Source organism: Deinococcus grandis, assembly GCF_001485435.1.
Classification (GTDB): Bacteria; Deinococcota; Deinococci; order Deinococcales; family Deinococcaceae; genus Deinococcus; species Deinococcus grandis.
The window spans coordinates 2,465,672-2,481,330 of record NZ_BCMS01000001.1 but is presented as its reverse complement, the minus strand read 5'-3'; the positions used below and the strand labels follow the sequence as shown (position 1 = coordinate 2,481,330).

At 71.0% G+C, this 15,659-nt stretch carries 10 protein-coding genes; 5 read left to right on the top strand and 5 right to left on the bottom strand.

Translation table 11 applies throughout. From position 1 onward, the window contains the following. Nucleotides 1–28: 28 nt before the first annotated feature. From DEIGR_RS12060 to DEIGR_RS12045, 4 genes are all read right to left on the bottom strand, one after another. Nucleotides 29–2,524, bottom strand: a complete 2,496-nt coding sequence (locus tag DEIGR_RS12060) for a phosphoenolpyruvate carboxylase (RefSeq protein ID WP_058977578.1) — start codon at nt 2,522–2,524, stop codon at nt 29–31. A gap of 154 nt (nt 2,525–2,678) precedes the next feature. Then, a complete protein-coding gene (locus DEIGR_RS12055; RefSeq protein ID WP_058977576.1) occupies nt 2,679–3,488 on the bottom strand; it encodes a TIGR00282 family metallophosphoesterase in 810 nt (269 codons plus the stop codon). Nucleotides 3,489–4,006: 518 nt separating this feature from the next. Then, nucleotides 4,007–4,465 (bottom strand): hypothetical protein, encoded by a 459-nt coding sequence (locus DEIGR_RS12050; RefSeq protein ID WP_153013727.1) that lies wholly within the window; start codon nt 4,463–4,465, stop codon nt 4,007–4,009. A 2-nt stretch (nt 4,466–4,467) separates the two neighbouring features. Continuing rightward, nucleotides 4,468–7,782 carry an eCIS core domain-containing protein gene (locus DEIGR_RS12045; protein WP_083524042.1) on the bottom strand — a complete coding sequence of 1,105 codons (3,315 nt, stop codon included), beginning with the start codon at nt 7,780–7,782 and terminating at the stop codon, nt 4,468–4,470. Between the two features lie 111 nt (nt 7,783–7,893). Here DEIGR_RS12045 and DEIGR_RS12040 point away from each other — a divergent pair, with 111 nt between their 5' ends. The 5 genes from DEIGR_RS12040 to DEIGR_RS12020 all read left to right on the top strand — a co-directional run bounded on the left by DEIGR_RS12040 (nt 7,894) and on the right by DEIGR_RS12020 (nt 13,950). After that, on the top strand, nt 7,894–8,391 hold the full coding sequence (locus DEIGR_RS12040) for a universal stress protein (protein WP_058977572.1): 498 nt from the start codon (nt 7,894–7,896) through the stop codon (nt 8,389–8,391). A 78-nt stretch (nt 8,392–8,469) separates the two neighbouring features. Next, the gene (locus DEIGR_RS12035; protein WP_456151374.1) at nt 8,470–11,043 is read left to right on the top strand and encodes a DUF3656 domain-containing U32 family peptidase; all 2,574 of its coding nucleotides are present in this window, start codon (nt 8,470–8,472) and stop codon (nt 11,041–11,043) included. A 253-nt stretch (nt 11,044–11,296) separates the two neighbouring features. Beyond that, the gene (locus DEIGR_RS12030; protein ID WP_058977570.1) at nt 11,297–11,821 is read left to right on the top strand and encodes a DUF402 domain-containing protein; all 525 of its coding nucleotides are present in this window, start codon (nt 11,297–11,299) and stop codon (nt 11,819–11,821) included. 43 nt (nt 11,822–11,864) lie between these two features. Continuing rightward, nucleotides 11,865–12,584 (top strand): hypothetical protein, encoded by a 720-nt coding sequence (locus DEIGR_RS21325; RefSeq protein WP_236704740.1) that lies wholly within the window; start codon nt 11,865–11,867, stop codon nt 12,582–12,584. A gap of 97 nt (nt 12,585–12,681) precedes the next feature. Then, nucleotides 12,682–13,950 (top strand): glucose-1-phosphate adenylyltransferase family protein, encoded by a 1,269-nt coding sequence (locus DEIGR_RS12020; protein ID WP_058977568.1) that lies wholly within the window; start codon nt 12,682–12,684, stop codon nt 13,948–13,950. A 51-nt stretch (nt 13,951–14,001) separates the two neighbouring features. Here the strand turns inward: DEIGR_RS12020 and DEIGR_RS12015 are convergent, their stop codons facing one another. Then, complete coding sequence (locus tag DEIGR_RS12015; RefSeq protein ID WP_058977563.1) at nt 14,002–15,375, bottom strand: MFS transporter; 1,374 nt, start codon at nt 15,373–15,375, stop codon at nt 14,002–14,004. Nucleotides 15,376–15,659 lie beyond the last annotated feature (284 nt).

Sequence of the window (15,659 nt, the reverse complement as noted above, 5' to 3'; positions counted from 1 at the left end):
CCCCTCCCCACGTTGCCCGGTCCAGCCGTCAGCCGGTGTTGCGCACGCCCGCCGCGATGCCCTGGATGCTCAGGAGCAGGGGACGCTCGAACTCGTCCAGGCCGCCGTCCTTGCCGCGGCTGCGGCGCAGGAGTTCCACCTGGATGCGGTGAATCGGGTCGATGTACGGGTTGCGCAGACTGATGCTCTCTTTCAGGCGCGGCTCGTTCGCCATGAGGTCCGCGCCCACCACGTCCTGCACCAGCGCCACCGTGCGGGCGTAGGCGTCCTTGAGGTGCGTGGCGAGCGGATGCGCGTCCCCTTCGGGCAGCAGACGCAGGTACTCGTCGAAGATCAGCGGGTCGCTCTTGGCGAGGCTCATCTGCGCGTTGTCCAGCACCGTGCGGAAGAACGGCCACGTGGCATACATCTCGCGGGCGGTCTCCACGCCGATCTCCCGCAGGCCCTCGTGCAGCCCGTACCAGCCGGGGAGGTTGGCGCGGTTCTGCGTCCAGCTCATCACCCACGGAATGGCGCGCAGGTTGCCCAGCGTGGGCGCGCCGGGGCGCCGCACTGGACGGGACGCGATGTTCAGGCGGGCGATCTCGTGGATGGGCGTGACGTGCTCGAAGAACGGCAGGAACGCCGGGTCGTCCACCAGCGCGCGGTACGCGCGGGCGCTGCTCGCGGCGGCGCGGGTCATGGCGTCCGTCCAGGCGGGCTTCAGCTCTCCGGCCGGGCGCGCGGCGGACAGCAGCAGCCCGTACAGCGCCTGCTCCAGATTGCGGCGCGCCAGGACCGGGTGGCTGTACTTGTCCGCCAGCGCCTCGCCCTGCTCGGTGATGCGCAGCCCCGCGTCGATGGTGCCCGCCGGCTGCCCGAGGATCGCGCGGCTGGCCGGGCCGCCCCCCCGGCCGATGCTGGTACCGCGCCCGTGGAAGAAGCGCCAGCGGACCCCGGCGCGGCGGCACACGTCACTGATCTGCCGCTGCGCCTCGTGCAGCGCCCAGTTCGCCGCGAGGAAGCCCGTGTCCTTGTTGCTGTCGCTGTAGCCCAGCATGATCTCCTGCACGTCGTCACCCAGCACCGCGCGGTACTCGGGCAGCGACAGCAGTTCCCACACGACCTGCGGCGCCCGCTGGAGGTCGTCAAGCGTCTCGAACAGCGGCACGGGCAGGATGCGCAGGCCCACCTCGCGCGCCAGGATCAGCGGTTCGAGCACGTCACTGACCGACTCGGCCATGCTGATCACGTACCGGCCGAACGCACGCGGCCCGGCGCGGCGCACCGCGTCCCGCACCTCGCGGATCGGCCCCACTGCCGTCTCCAGGGTGTCCGGCAGCGCCTCCGCGGCAGGCCACAGCGGACGGCGTGAACGCAGCTCGCGGATCAGGAGTTCCTGCTTGGCATGCTCGGGCAGGGCCGCGTAGTCGGCCTCCACGCCCGAGGCGCGCAGCAGTTCCGCGACCGCCGCGCCCGTCTGCGCGCTGTGCTCGCGCACGTCCAGACTCACGAGGTGCTGACCGAACACCCGCGCGACCGTCAGCAGCGGCGAGAGCAGCTGCTCCGCCGTGCGCCGCTGCCCATCCGCGATCAGGCGGGCCTCCAGGGCCTCCAGGCGACCCACCAGATCCAGCGTCTGACCGTCCCTCACCGCGTCGAACAGGCTCTGAAGCTCCTCGCGGTACGCTTCCTCGCCCTCGTCCTCCTGACTGAGGTCCGCGAACGCCTGCCGGATCAGGCCCAGCAGCACCTCGCGCGCCCGCTCGCCGTGCAGTGCCAGCGTCTCCCGCGTCGCCTGCGGCGTCACGAACGGATTCCCGTCCCGGTCCCCGCCCATCCACGACGAGAAGCTCAGCGGCAGCGTCGCCGCCGTGTCCCGCCCGAACACCTCCCGGAACGCCGCGTGCAGATCCCGCTGCAGCGCCGGGAGGGCCTGCGCGATGCTCGACACGTACGTCAGGCCGCCCTTCACCTCGTCCAGCACGGTGGGTTTCAGGCGGCGCAGTTCCGGCGTGCGCCACAGCGCCTCCACGTGCGCGGCGATCCCCGCCGCCTCCGGCCCGTCCACGCCCCCGTCACTGAGGGTCGGCAGCGCCCGCGCCACCTGCTCCAGGTGACGGCGCACCGTGCGGCGCCGCATCTCCGTCGGGTGCGCCGTGAACGTCAGCCCCAGGTCCAGCCTTGCGAGCAGCGCCTCGACCTCCTCGGCCGTGAGGCCCTGCGCGCGGAGTTCCTGCATCGCCTGCGCCAGACTCTGCGGCCGCACCCCGCCCGACGCCGCCAGCACCCGCACCCGCTCATACTCCTCGGCCAGGTTCACCAGCTGGAAGTACCACGTAAAAGCCCGCGCCAGATTCCCCGCGTCCGGCCCGGACAGCCCCGCCAGCATCGCGCGCAGTTCCGCGTCGCTGCCCCCGGCGCGCACCTCACGCACCAGGGCGCGCGTACGCTCCACCAGCTCGAAGAACGCCTCGCCCTCCTGTTCCCTCAGCACCTGACCCAGCGTGCGGCCCAGCAGGTTCACATCACTCCGAATGCTCATGCTCACTCCCTTCAACCGGCAGGGAAGCGATCCCGGCAGCGGTCCCTCCGTTACGTCAGCGGGAGGACAGCACCCCCGCCGACTTCACTCCAGACCGCTGCCAACTCCGGGTACTCGCTCCGCTCGGGTCAGCTCTCTTTCCGGAAGGACACCGTCAAGAGAGCTGACCCCCGCTCTCCTGCCCTTCCACGTAACGGTACCGTTCAATCCCCACGGCCCGGTTGCCCTCTATCTGGACAAAGACGCCATTCAGTTCCGACGGGCCGTCCGCCGCGCCGTACCGGTGCGGACGCTCGGTCACGAAGCGCTCGATCGGCCCGTGCGGATCACTGCCGATGATCGACTCGAACGGCCCCGTGAACCCCGCGTCCGCCTGGAACGCCGTGCCGCCCGGCAGGATCCGCGTGTCCGCCGTGGGCACGTGCGTGTGCGTGCCGATCACGGCCGCCACCCGACCGTCCAGGTACCGCGCCATGCCCTGCTTCTCACTGGTCGCCTCCGCGTGGAAATCCACGAACACGCTCCCCAGATCGTCGCGTTCCAGCAGCGTGTCCATCGCGCGGAACGGATTGTCCACCGCCTCCATGAACACCCGGCCCAGCAGGTTCACGACCGTCAACCGCTCCGTGCCCTGCGCGGTCTTCACGTCGAAGCTGCGCCAGCCGACGCCCGGCGTGCCCGGATCGCTGTAGTTCAGCGGGCGCACGATCGGGTACGTGCCCTCGTCCTGCATCAGCACGTACACGTCCTTGTGATGCCACGCGTGATTCCCCAGCGTCATGCAGTGCGCCCCGGCCTTCAGCGCGCCGTCCGCGCCCTCGCGGTGCAGGCCGAAGCCCCCCGCCGCGTTCTCCATGTTCACCACGATGAAATCCGCCCTGGAGCGCAGGGACGGCAGGTGCGACCCCAGCACCCGCCGCCCCGCCGCCGCGAACACATCCCCCACAAACAACACCCTGATCATTCGGTCAGACTAGCGCGGGGCGCGCTTCTCCTCGCCGCTCTGCCTTGCCCATGGACGGAACCCGTTTCTCTCCTGCTCGCTCCGCTCGGGTTGAAAGGTTTTGCAAACATTTCAACCGGAGTCCGTATGATACGGCATTCGCGTGATTCCTCGTCATGCGGAGTCGCCTGATGGTTCCCTCAGCCTTCCACCTTGTCGCTCCACTGCTTCGCGGCTCTGCGAGTCCCTCAGGGGGAGAGGGCACAACGGAACGCGACCACGTCGGAGGCCGGCCGTCAGGACCTTGCCGTATTGCCAGATGCGGCGCAGGGTCAGGTCTGTGTGGCCTGCAGCGCCGGGAATGCCGCGCAGCTTCCGGGCACCCGTGGCGACCACGGCCGTCCAGTTCGCGGGCACAACTGCGAAGCCGCGGATGGGGGCATCAGGTCATGCCTTGCCTGAAGCTGCACCTCGGAGAACTGCTCCGGAGGGCCCCGTGCAGCGCCGCTCAGGCGGAGCGCTGCGTGATCCTGGGCCGATCAACCCACTTCGAGATTGAACCGCTCGAACACGTCAAGGGCGTTCGCCTCCGTGAGTTCGATACTGTCCGATCCGGTGAAGAAGAACACGTTCCCAGGATGTTTCCTGACGAGTTCGACGGACCACTGGGCGGCCCGGGCGACCGTCATCTGTTCCGAATGCCTGAGGATGTCCTGAACGATCTCGTGCGACGTGTCCCAGTCGTCGAAATAGATGATGTATTCGGCCCGGCCTTCGTCGAATTTCGCCACGGTGAACCCGACGTAGCTGTTCTCGAAGCTGTAGTTGAGTTCCATGATGCTCTCGGGAATCCGCTTCCGGGCCGTCAGTTCCGCGCTGAGCCACAGGTCATGGTTGAACGCGTCCTCATTCTTGAGCTGCCAGCCCTGCGTTGACAGGTGTTGCGCCAGCGTCTGCCTCTGCTGAAGCTGGCTTTCGCTCATGCTTGCTTTATCCACGATTACCTCAGATTGAGTCCGGAAAGAGCCTCGAGTTCCTTGATGATATTCCGCAATTTCGAGCTGATGGACTGCCGCACGCCGGATTCCAGCGGGCCAGCGGAGGCTTCCAGCTGCGCGAGAGCCTGATCGGGCGACCACGTCTCCACACGGATGCCGTGATCCAGCATGCGGCGCAGTCCGTCGCGTGAGAGGGCTTTGCCGCCCTTCACCTTGGGCGAGTAGATGCCCAGCACCTGCACCCGCAGCTTGACCTGATGGCGCTGAGCGAAATCAATCAACGTCGAGGCGCAGTTGTGCAGTTTTTTCTGAAGGTCGGCGTCGCATCCCGGGTCACCGCAGGGGCTGCTGGACAGCTGGACAATCACCTCGGGTGTCTGTCCCGCGAACCGTTGCAGAATCCGCTGGGCGTTGATCACAAAGTTCTCCTCGGCGTGCCTGGGGAGCTCGCCCTTCTTGCCGGGCGTGTTGGCGGTCTGAACTTCGATGCCGTTGATGGACGCGCGCAGCGCCACGCCCCGGCGCAGGGTCATGAGTTCCAGATCATCCGCGTCGAACATGATTTTCGTGTCGGTCAGCCCGACATTCTCGTAGGGCGACGCGCTCGCCTCTATCCCGTACTTTCCTCGGCCCACCTTCCGCGTCCGGAGGGCATTCAGGCCCTGGGGTCTGAACTGATTCATGGTGTGTTCAAGGGTGTTGCGAATGACGGCGGGGGTGGCTGGGCCGCGCAACGTGGCCGCAAGGTAAGTCCGGACCCTGGCTTTCACGGCCACGCTCCGGGATGAGTCCTCACCTGTCCCGGGTTTCTGCCCTGGTGTGGTCTTCCGGCTCAGTTTCGAGATCAGCCCTTTGATTCGCGTCACGGCCCGGTCGAGCAGGGCGTCGAGTTTCCCCCTGACCTTGCCGATGACGGCTTTGATCTTCGTGCCGATGCTGCCCAGGCCCAGGACCTTGCCCAGGAAGCCCAGCGCGACGGGAATGCTGCGCGCCAGGGTGCCCTCGACGCCGCTGATGGCCGCGCCGAGGTTCCCGGCGGCGATGGCGCTGACGCTCTGGATGGCGCTGCCCACGACGCCCATGATCTGCTGGCCCTGCTGCACGACGAACTGCACGCTGCGGAAGGCGCCCAGCAGCGCCTGCACGAAACCCCCGCCGGGAATGAGCATGCTGGCGACCTTCGTGATGCCCGCCGTGACGACGCTCTTCGTCACTTCGCTTTTCAGGCCGCTGACGACCTCGCCGCTGATGGGCGCCTGGTTGGTCTTGAGTTCCTCGGCCCTGTGCAGGCCGCTGCGAAGGGTCTTGAGGGTGTCCAGCGTCCCTTCGGCGGCGCTGACCTGCCGCTCGCCGTTGGGGCCCAGGGCCCGCACGAGGCGCCCGCGCAGCGCCTGATACGTGAGGCCCATGACGCTCAGCGCAGTGAGGAACACGCCCTGCAGGTCCAGCCGGGCGGGGAAGGTGATGCCGCTGGCCCCGGTGAGCCACTGCCCCAGGCCGTTCTGGAGGTGTTTCGGGGCGTTCCCGGCGAAGCGGGAGAAGCCGCCCTTGAGCGCGTTCAGGAGGTTGCGGGCGAACCCGGCGGGGTTCTTCAGGACCTGCATGATCAGGTCCCCGCCCCGGCGCAGCTGCGCGACGACCTGCTGCCCGACCGGGCCGAGACCGGCAGCCAGGGCGGTCAGGCCGATGTCGGCGACCTTGCGGGCGCTGCCGGTGATGAGGGCTTTCAGGCCGCTGATGCGCCGGGTGACGGCGCTTTTCGCGGCGCCCAGGTCGGCCCTGCCGATGGCGGAGGTGATCTCGCCCAGGGCGCCGCTCAGGTCGAGTTTGCCCAGTTCTCCGCTGAACCACGCCCACGCCTTGGGAATGGCGTTCGTTTCCTTCAGGGCTTTCAGGATGTCCTTGAGCGGGCCGGGCACCCAGCCGCTCAGGGTGTCCAGAATGCTGTCGGGGTTGACGCTCATGGCCCTGCCGGTCACGAGGTCCTTCCCGAAGGCCAGGCACAGTTCGCGGTAGCCGGGCAGGGCGGTCAGGGCCCCGGCGATCAGTTCCCTGCCCTTGTCGGCGACGGCGTTGACGCCGTCCTTGACCTTGTCGGCGGCCCAGCTGAACGGGTTGCCCCAGCGCTGTACCGCCTGCGGTTGCAGGTCATGCAGCGGTTTGAGGCTCATGCGCTGGACGGCGACGGTCTGCGCGCGGTGCAGCGCCGCGCCCTGGCTGTACGTGCCTGGGGCGTGCGGACTGGCCGTGAAGAGACTCTTCGGGCTGGGCATGACCCGCGCGAGCTTCGCGCCCATGGTCTGCGCCTCGGTTTCCAGTCCGGCGTCCGGGTCGATGCCCCGCCCGACGCGCCCCTGGCTCTGCTGCACCGTGTGCGTCACCTCGTGTGCCAGAAGTTCCAGCCCGCCCCGCGTGTTCGGGTCGAAGCGTCCCGACTGGAAGAAGATGTCCGTCCCCGTCGTGAACGCCACCGCGTTCACACCTTTGGCCAACTTGTCCGCCTCCGCGTCGTCGTGAATCCGCACGCGGCTCAGGTCGTGATTCAATCCCTGCTCCAGGTGGCGCTGGATCGCTTCCGGGAGGGGGTTCCCCGCGCCCCGTCGCGCCTGAATCCGGTGCAGGACAGGCTGGGTGGCCTCGGCGTCCAGTTCCGCCAGCTGGCGTTGCAGGGAGGCGAGGGTGTCGAAGTTCAGCGCAGCTTGATCCTGCACCTGCATCCGTTGCAAGGCTTCGTCTGTTGCGCGTTGGAGAGGCACTCGCTCGGCGGGAGGCACCATGCCGAGCACCACGCGGGAGACCGGGGCGCTCAGGGCGTGGCGTTGCAGCGTGGCGAGGTGCTCCCCGTACGTGGCGTACCGGGCGGCGGGCTCGCCCCGGTCCATGCGGAAGCCCTGACTCAGGGACTGGGCGACCTGCCGCTGGAGGGTCTGGAACTCCCCGAAGGTGCGGGTATCCAGGCGCTGACCATCAACCGTCTCGGCGCGGTGGCGCATGACGGTGACCCAGTCGGACGGCGTGACGGGCCGCGCGGGGAGAGGCGCCTGGGCATGCCGCTGGACGGGGGGTACGTCACCCAGGGCCGCGACCTGCTGCTGCACACTGGCGCGGGCACCCGACAAGCGGGCCTCCTCCTGCCGCTGGAGCGTCGCGGCGCGCAGGACGGGCCGGGCGGCCTGACCCTGCGCGCGGACGGGCGTGCTCAGGAAACGTTGTAGCGGCGCGGCCGGGGGAAGGGTGGTGGGAACGGGAGCGGCTGGGGTGGGGACGTGGGCGGGACGGACCTTCACGGTGCGCTGAATCGTGAGGGGAGCGCTCATGGGTTGCAGCGTACCGCGCAGCTGGGCGGCGGGTCAGTTTTTCTGACCGGCGCCCGCGCCGTAATGCGGCCGTAACTACCCGGGCGCACCGTGTGGGCAGGAGGTCATGCCATGACACACATTCTGGTCACGACAGACGGCAGTGAACTCGGTCATCTCGCCCTGCCCCACGCGCGGGCGCTGGCGGACGCGCTACACGCACAGTTGACGGTCCTGAGCGTCGTGCCCGACGACACGATGCTGGTGGGGGAGTTCGCGTACATCCCACCGGTGAGCGGTCCGGACGAGGTCGCGCGGGTGCAGGCGACCGAGGCGGACCTCGCCGAGCGGCTGCCGGGCGCGGCGGTGCGGGCCGAACTGGCGCGCGGGCGGCACACCACGCGCGTCATCCTGGACGTCGCCGCGGAACTGACCCCGGACCTGATCGTCATGGGCACGCACGGGCGCAGCGGGCTGGGCCGGGCGCTGCTGGGCAGCGTGGCGGAGGGGGTGGCGCATCACGCGCCCGCGCCGGTGCTGCTGGTGCGCGCCGGGCAGCCCCTGACCGCCTGGGCCGCGCCGGGGGCGCTGGGCGTCCCGGCGGGCCTGCCGAGCGGCCCGGTCGCCTGAACGCTCCGGGTGTGGCCCGCGTGCCGGGGGGACGCGGGTCACCGTCTGCCCCGCGGCGGGCGGGTAGACTGGCGCGTTATGGCGGCGGTCAGGAAACCAGAAGTGATGAGCCCGGTGGGCGGTGAGGCGCAACTGCGCGCCGCAGTGGAGGCCGGCGCGGACGCCGTGTTCTTCGGCGTGAATCCCGCGCGTGGCGAGGGCCGCGCCGACGGGGCGGGCTTCCACGCCCGCGCGAAGGTGGGCTTCGATCTGGAGGCCCTGCCGGACATCATGGGGGGCCTGCACGCGCGCGGCGTGCTGGGCTTCGTGACGTTCAACGTGCTCGTGTTCGACCGGGAACTGCGGCAGGCCGAGCGGCAGCTGATGGCCCTGGCGGAGGCCGGGGTGGACGCGCTGATCGTGCAGGATCACGGCGTGGCGCGACTGGCGCACGAGATCTGCCCGGACCTGCCCATTCACGGCAGCACGCAGATGAGCATCACGTCCGCCGAGGGCGCCGAACTCGCGCGGCGCTTCGGGGCGAGCCGCGTGGTGCTGGGCCGCGAACTGAGCCTGCGCGACATCGAGCGGATCAAGAACGCGACCGACATCGAACTGGAGACGTTCGTGCACGGCGCGCTGTGCGTCAGCTACTCCGGGCAGTGTTTTTCCAGTGAGGCCTGGGGTGGGCGCAGCGCGAACCGCGGGCAGTGCGCGCAGGCCTGCCGCCTCCCGTACGAGCTGTTCGTGGACGGCGAGCACCGCGACCTGGGCGACGCCCGCTACCTGCTGTCGCCCGGGGACCTGTACGCGCTGCATCAGGTGCCCGAGCTCGTGCGGATCGGCGTGGACTGCCTGAAGATCGAGGGCCGCTACAAGGACGCCGAGTTCGTCGCCCTGACGACCGCCGCGTACCGCCGGGCCGTGGACGAGGCGTGGGCGGGCCTCCCGCTGAGCGTCACCGCGCAGGAGGAACGCGACCTGGAACAGGTGTACTCGCGCGGGCTGGGGCCGCACTTCATGGCGGGCACCAACCACCAGACCGTCGTGCGCGGCCGCGCGCCGAGGCACCGCGGCGTGCGCGTCGGCACCGTGCGTGGCGTGACCGAACGCGGCGTGCTCGTCGAACTGAGCGAGGTCGTGAAACCCGGCGACGGACTGGTGTTCGACCCCGCGAACTGGCGCACCCCAGAGGGGCGCGAGGAGGGCGGCTTCCTGTACGGCCTGTGGCAGGACGGCCGCCAGCTGGACGACGCCGCGCTGGACGGCGTGCGCGCGGGTGGCCTGTACGAGCTGCGCTTCGGGCGCGGCGCGGTGGACGGCCGCCGCGTGCGCGAGGGGGACCCGGTGTGGCGCACCCAGGACCCCACCCTGGCCGCCCGCGTGAAGCCGCTGGTGGAGGCCGCCGATCCGCTGCACACCCGCCCGGTGGACGCGCACTTCGTCGGGCACGTGGGTCAGCCGCCCGCGCTGACCCTGACCGACGAGCAGGGCCGCAGCGTGACCGTTACACTGCCCGAACCCCTCTCCGTGGCACGCAACCGCGCGCTGGACGAGGCGGGCCTGCGCGAGCAGCTGGGCAAACTGGGCGGCACGCCGTACCACCTCGGGACCCTCAGCACCGACCTTAATGGGGCGGGCTTCCTGCCGGTCAGCGCCCTGAACGCCCTGCGCCGCGAGGCCGCCGCCGCCCTGACCGACGCCCGCGCCGCCGCGCCCGAGCGCACCGTCACCCCGCGCCTGGACGACGCGCTGGCTGCCCTGACCCGCCCGCAGGCCCCGGCGCCCACCGCGACGCGCCTGCACGCGCTGGTCCGCACGCCCGAACAGCTGGACGCCGCCCTGGACGCCCGGCCGGACTCGGTCACGCTGGACTACCTGGAACTGTACGGCCTGAAACCCAGCGTGGAACGCGTCAGGGCCGCCGGAATCCCCGTGCGGGTCGCCAGCCCCCGCATCCTGAAACCCACCGAGCAGAACCTCCAGAAGTTCCTGCAGTCCCTGGACGCCGGCATCCTGGTCCGCAGCGGCGGCCTGCTCGAAGGCCTGCAAGACGCCGGGACGACCGCGGAACTCACGGGGGATTTCAGCCTGAACGCCGCGAACGTCCTGACCACCCGCGCGCTGCTGGACCTGGGCCTGACCCGCCTGACGCCCACCTTCGACCTGAACGCCCAGCAGATCACCGAACTGGCCTCCCTCGTGGGCGGCGCGGCGCTGGAACCCGTCGCGTACGGGCACCTGCCGGTCTTCCACACCGAACACTGCGTGTTCTGCCGTTTCCTGAGCAGCGGCACCGACTACACGAACTGCGGGCACCCCTGCGAGTCGCACCGCGTGGCGCTGCGGGACGAGCGGGGCCGCGCGCACCCGGTCATGGCGGACGTCGGCTGCCGCAACACCGTCTTCGAGGGCCGCCCCCAGGTGGCCGCCGCGCACCTGCGCGACTGGCACGCGGCGGGCATCCGCGACCTGCGCCTGGAGTTCGTACACGAGACGCCCGAGCAGGTCCGCGAGGTCATCCACGCGCACCGCGCGTACCTGAACGGCGACCTGAGCGCCGCGCAGCTCCAGGCGGCGCTGGACGAGCAGGTGGACCAGGGCACCACCGAGGGCAGCCTGTTCGTCCCGAACGACTTCGGGCTGCTGGACGCCCTGCCCATCCTGAGCTGATGCTGCCTCGGGTTGAACGGTGTGCAGGACCGTTCAACCCGCGCGGATGCGACTCGCAGAGCTGCCCCGCAGAGCATGAGCCGAGCGGATTCCGGGTGGTCCACGGAACAAGAGGAATCTGCGTCACCCGCTCTCTGAGCCGGACAGCGAAACACCGCGTCCCTCCCGCCCGTGGAATGTCCCCCTGCCGGGGGCGTTTTCCTGGGCCGGGTGTTTTCTCACGTACGCGGCGCGGGGCTGTGTACGCTGGGTCATGGCGACCCTGGCGCACCCGGTGAAGGTGGAACGGCATGACGTGCCGGGTCGGCAGCATCACACGAACACCGGGGTGCGCCCGGTGCACACGTATCACCGCACGCCGCACGGCCTGTACGTCGCGCGGACGTTCGCGGGCCACCCGCGCATCCGGCACTGGCAGGCGCACCTGCTGCCGGGGCTGAACCTCGTGGCGTGCCGGTACGACTTCCACGGGCGGCGCGAGCACGACTACTACTTGGACGTGGCGACGATCACGGACGCGGGGGACGTGTGGGAGGTCCGGGACCTGTACCTGGACCTGATCGTGCATGACGGGCTGATGGCCGAGATCGTGGACACGGACGAACTCGTGGCGTCCCGCGCCGAGGGGTTCATTGGGGAGTGCGAGGCGCTGCGGGCCGTGCAGGTCGCGCACGACACGCTGTCCGGACTGGCCCGCGCCCGCTACAGCCTGAACGACTGGCTGGCGACGCGCGGCGTGCGGCTGCACTGGCACGAGTGGAGCCTGCTCAGCCGCTGACCTGCGGCCACCCCACGCCGCGCCGTCCACTACCCTGGCGCGCATGACCGACACCACTGCCGACCCGCAGGCCCGACTGGAGGCCGCCCTGCCCGCCGCCCTGGAGCGTCTGCGGGCCACGCCGGGTGCCTACGCGGCACTGTGGTGCGGCAGTGCCGCGCGCGGCGAGGGGAACGCCCACAGCGACCTGGATTTCCACGTCCTCGTGAGCGGCGACGAGCGGTGGCGCGCGAACTACGTGGTGGACGGCGTGCCGGTCGAGGCGTTCCACAACCCCGTGCGCAAGGTCCGCGCGATGTTCGCGGCGGGGCAGGGCGACACCATCACTATGTACGCCGAGGGCCGCCCCGTGTGGCCGCACCCGGACCTGGACGCCCTGATCGCCGAGGCCCGCGCCCTGCACGCCGCCGGGCCGGACCCGCGCCCCCTGGGCCAGCAGGCCCGCTTCCGGCTGGTCGAGGAGGTCATGGACGCCCGCGCCCTGGCCTCGGCGGGCGACCCGCTGCACGTGCTCGTGGCGTGCAGCGCCGCCGGACTGGCCGTGGAGGCGCTGTTCGGGGCGCGCGGCTGGTGGGCAGTCAAACCGCAGCGCTGGCTGGGCACGCTGGCCGAGCGCGATCCGCAGGCCGCCCACGACCTCCGGGCCGTGCTGACCGCGCCGGACACCTCTGCGCGGCAGGTGGCGCTGGAGGCCCTGACCCTCCGCGTGACCGGCGACCTGACCTACCACGAGGGCGGCAGCGACCCGGTCGCGGTGCCCTGACCCCCAATCCCCTGACCGCCGCCGCCGGGCTGAACCTGAAGGGCGTTCAGGCGCGCCTCAGCCGCCTGTGGTGAGGGCGGGGCAGACTGCGGGGCAGATGGCACGGTTCTCCTCCCGCAGTCTCAGCAGCCTTCCCGCCGGGCGCGGCACCCGCGTGGACGGCCGGAAAGTCCTCGTCCTGATCCTCGCCGGGGGGAAGGGCGAGCGGCTGGGCGTCCTGACGCAGGAGCGCGCCAAGCCCGCCCTGACCTTCGGCGGCACGTACCGCCTGATCGACTTCGCGCTGAGCAACTGCATGCACAGCGGCCTGCCGGACGTGTGGGTGCTGGAGGAATACCAGCTGCACACCCTGAACGACCACCTGACGAACGGCCGCCCCTGGGACCTGGACCGCACGTACGGCGGACTGGAGGTGCTCCCCCCCAGCCCCGACACCCTGACCGGCGCGCTGGAGGACGCCGGGAACGCGGACGCCCTGCACGCCCACCGGCACCTGATCCGGTCGTACGCGCCGGACGTGGTGGTGGTGCTGTCCGCCGATCACGTGTACACCCTGGATTACGCTGCAGTGATCCGCCACCACCTGAAGGTCGGCGCGGCCGTGACGATGGTCACCACCGACCTGCCCGGCGGGGAGGACGCCAGCCGGTTCGGGAACGTGCAGGTCACGAAGGGCGGCCGCGTGAAGCGCTTCGCATACAAACCCGAAGAGCCGCTGGGAGGCCCCATCACCACCGAGGTCTTCGTGTACGACGCCCCGGCGCTGCTGCGCACCCTGGACGACCTGCGCGCCGTCACGCCCGCCGGTCAGGGCCTGGGGGACTTCGGGCACGCGCTGATCCCCGCCTTCGTGAAGGCGAAGTCGGCGCACGCCTACGCCCTGGACGGCTACTGGCTGGACGTGGGCCTGCCCGGCGCGTACTTCCGCGCGCACCAGGACCTCCTCGCGGGCCGCTCGGTGCGCCTCGACACCCCCGAATGGCCGGTCCTGAGCAGCAGCATTCCGCGCATGCCCGCCCGGATCGCGCAGGGGGCGCGGGTGGAGGACAGCCTCGTGTCGTACGGCTGCCACGTGCAGGGCCGCGTGATCCGCTCGGTGCTGTCCCCCGGCGTGACCGTGGAGGCCGGGGCGGTCGTCGAGGACGCCGTGATCCTGCGCGACGCGACCATCCGCGCCGGGGCGCACGTCCGCCGCGCCATCGTGGACGAGGAGGCCGTCATCGCGGCCCGCGTGGATGGCGGCCCGGACGGTCTGGCCGTGATCGGCGCGCGCGCCCATATCGCCGCGCCCGTCAAGGGTGACACGCAGGTCGAACCGGGCCGCCGCTGGCGCAAGGGCTCCCACGAACGCACGACGGAGGAATAGAGCACAACCCCCTCCCACCCATCCGGCCGGAGGGGGCAGGGGAGGGGCCGGTCAGTCCGCCCCGCTGGGCGCGTAGCCGGACAGCGCCGGATCCTCCACCCGCCGCAGCGCCGGGTTCAGGAGTTGCAGGGCTGCCACGACCGCCAGCGTCAGGCCTGCCGCGACCGCCACGCCGCCTGGCGCGTACCGCGCGGCCAGGAGGCCCGCCAGCGCGCTGCTGGCCGGGGACGTGAACTGCGCGATCAGGCGGCGGACACTGAACACCCGGCCCTGCAACTCCGGCGGCACCTGCGACTGCCAGATGCTCTGCGAGTGCGCGTTCATGGCCGGGAACGTCAGCCCCAGGACGAGCAGGGCTGCCGCCGCGCCCAGCACGGTCCCCGCCGCGCCGAACGCCGCGAACCCCAGTCCCGACACGATCATGGGGACCAGCACGCCCAGTACCCGGTTCCGTTTCAGGCCGCCCCAGGTGCTGATCAGGACGCCTCCCAGCACGCCGCCGACGCTCTGCACGACGGCCAGGGTCGCCAGCGTGCCCTGGAGCGTCCCGCCGCGCGCCTCCCAGTCGCCGTTCAGGCCGAACTTCACGATCAGGGGCTCCAGCACGCCCAGGTTGCTCGTACACAGGTTCGCCACGGCGAACGTCAGCAGCAGGGCCAGCAGGGGCCGCCGCTGCCCGATGAACACCCACCCGAAGCGCATGTCCGCCAGCAGACTGCCGCGCGCCACCCCCTCCCGCCGCACCGGGGACGGCACCCGCAATCGCGACAGGATCAGCACCGCCACCAGGAACGTCACCGCGTCCACCGCGTACGCGAACGCCACGCCGTCCCGCAGGCCCGAGAGCCACGCCGGACCACTCCCGCTCTGGCGCAGCAGCGCGGGCACGCCGATCAGCAGCGCCGCCGCCGCCGGACCCACCAGCCCCGCCAGACTCCACACCGTCTGCATCATGCCGTTCGCGCGCGGCAGCCGCTCGCGCGGCACCAGACTCGTGTAACTCGCGTCGAACGCCGACCCGTGGAAGGTGGACACCGCGCCCATCAGGGCCGTGAGGACCACCAGCGCCCACAGCGGCGTCGCGGCCGAACCCACCAGCAGCAGCGTCCCCAGCGTCAGCGCCACCCCCGCCACGTCGCACGCCAGCATGATCCGCCGCCGGTCGTGCCGGTCCGTCCACGCGCCCGCCAGCGGGGCCAGCAGCGTCGCCGTGAGTGCCCACGCCAGCGCGGTCAGCGACAGCGCCGCCGCCAGCTGCGGCTTCTGCTCCGCCAGCGGAAAGCGCGTCTGCGTCAGGTAGATGTTGAACGCGAACCCCGCCACCGCCGACCCGATCACGCTCAGCGCCTGCGACCCCCACAGCCACAGGAACGTCCGCCACCCATCCGGCGGCGACAGGGATTCAGGGGCAGCAGGGGAGGTCATGCGCCCAGCGTAGGCCCGCCCCCGCGCGCCGCACATGCGCCAGAATGCCTGTCCCAACCTTCCCTGAACCGTCCGGCCCGTACAGTGCAGGCGTCCACCACGATCAGTTCCGCCCCCCACAGGGCGGGAGCCGCACCCCGTCACGCGCCCTGTGGGGGGCGGCGCGGCCCGGTTCCCGGAACCCCCCCCCCGCTTCTCGCCCACCCGCAGAGGAGGTGACCTTCATGTGGATCAAGCCCCAGGCCAAGCCCCGACTCGTGTGCTGTGAAGTGACCGCGTACGCC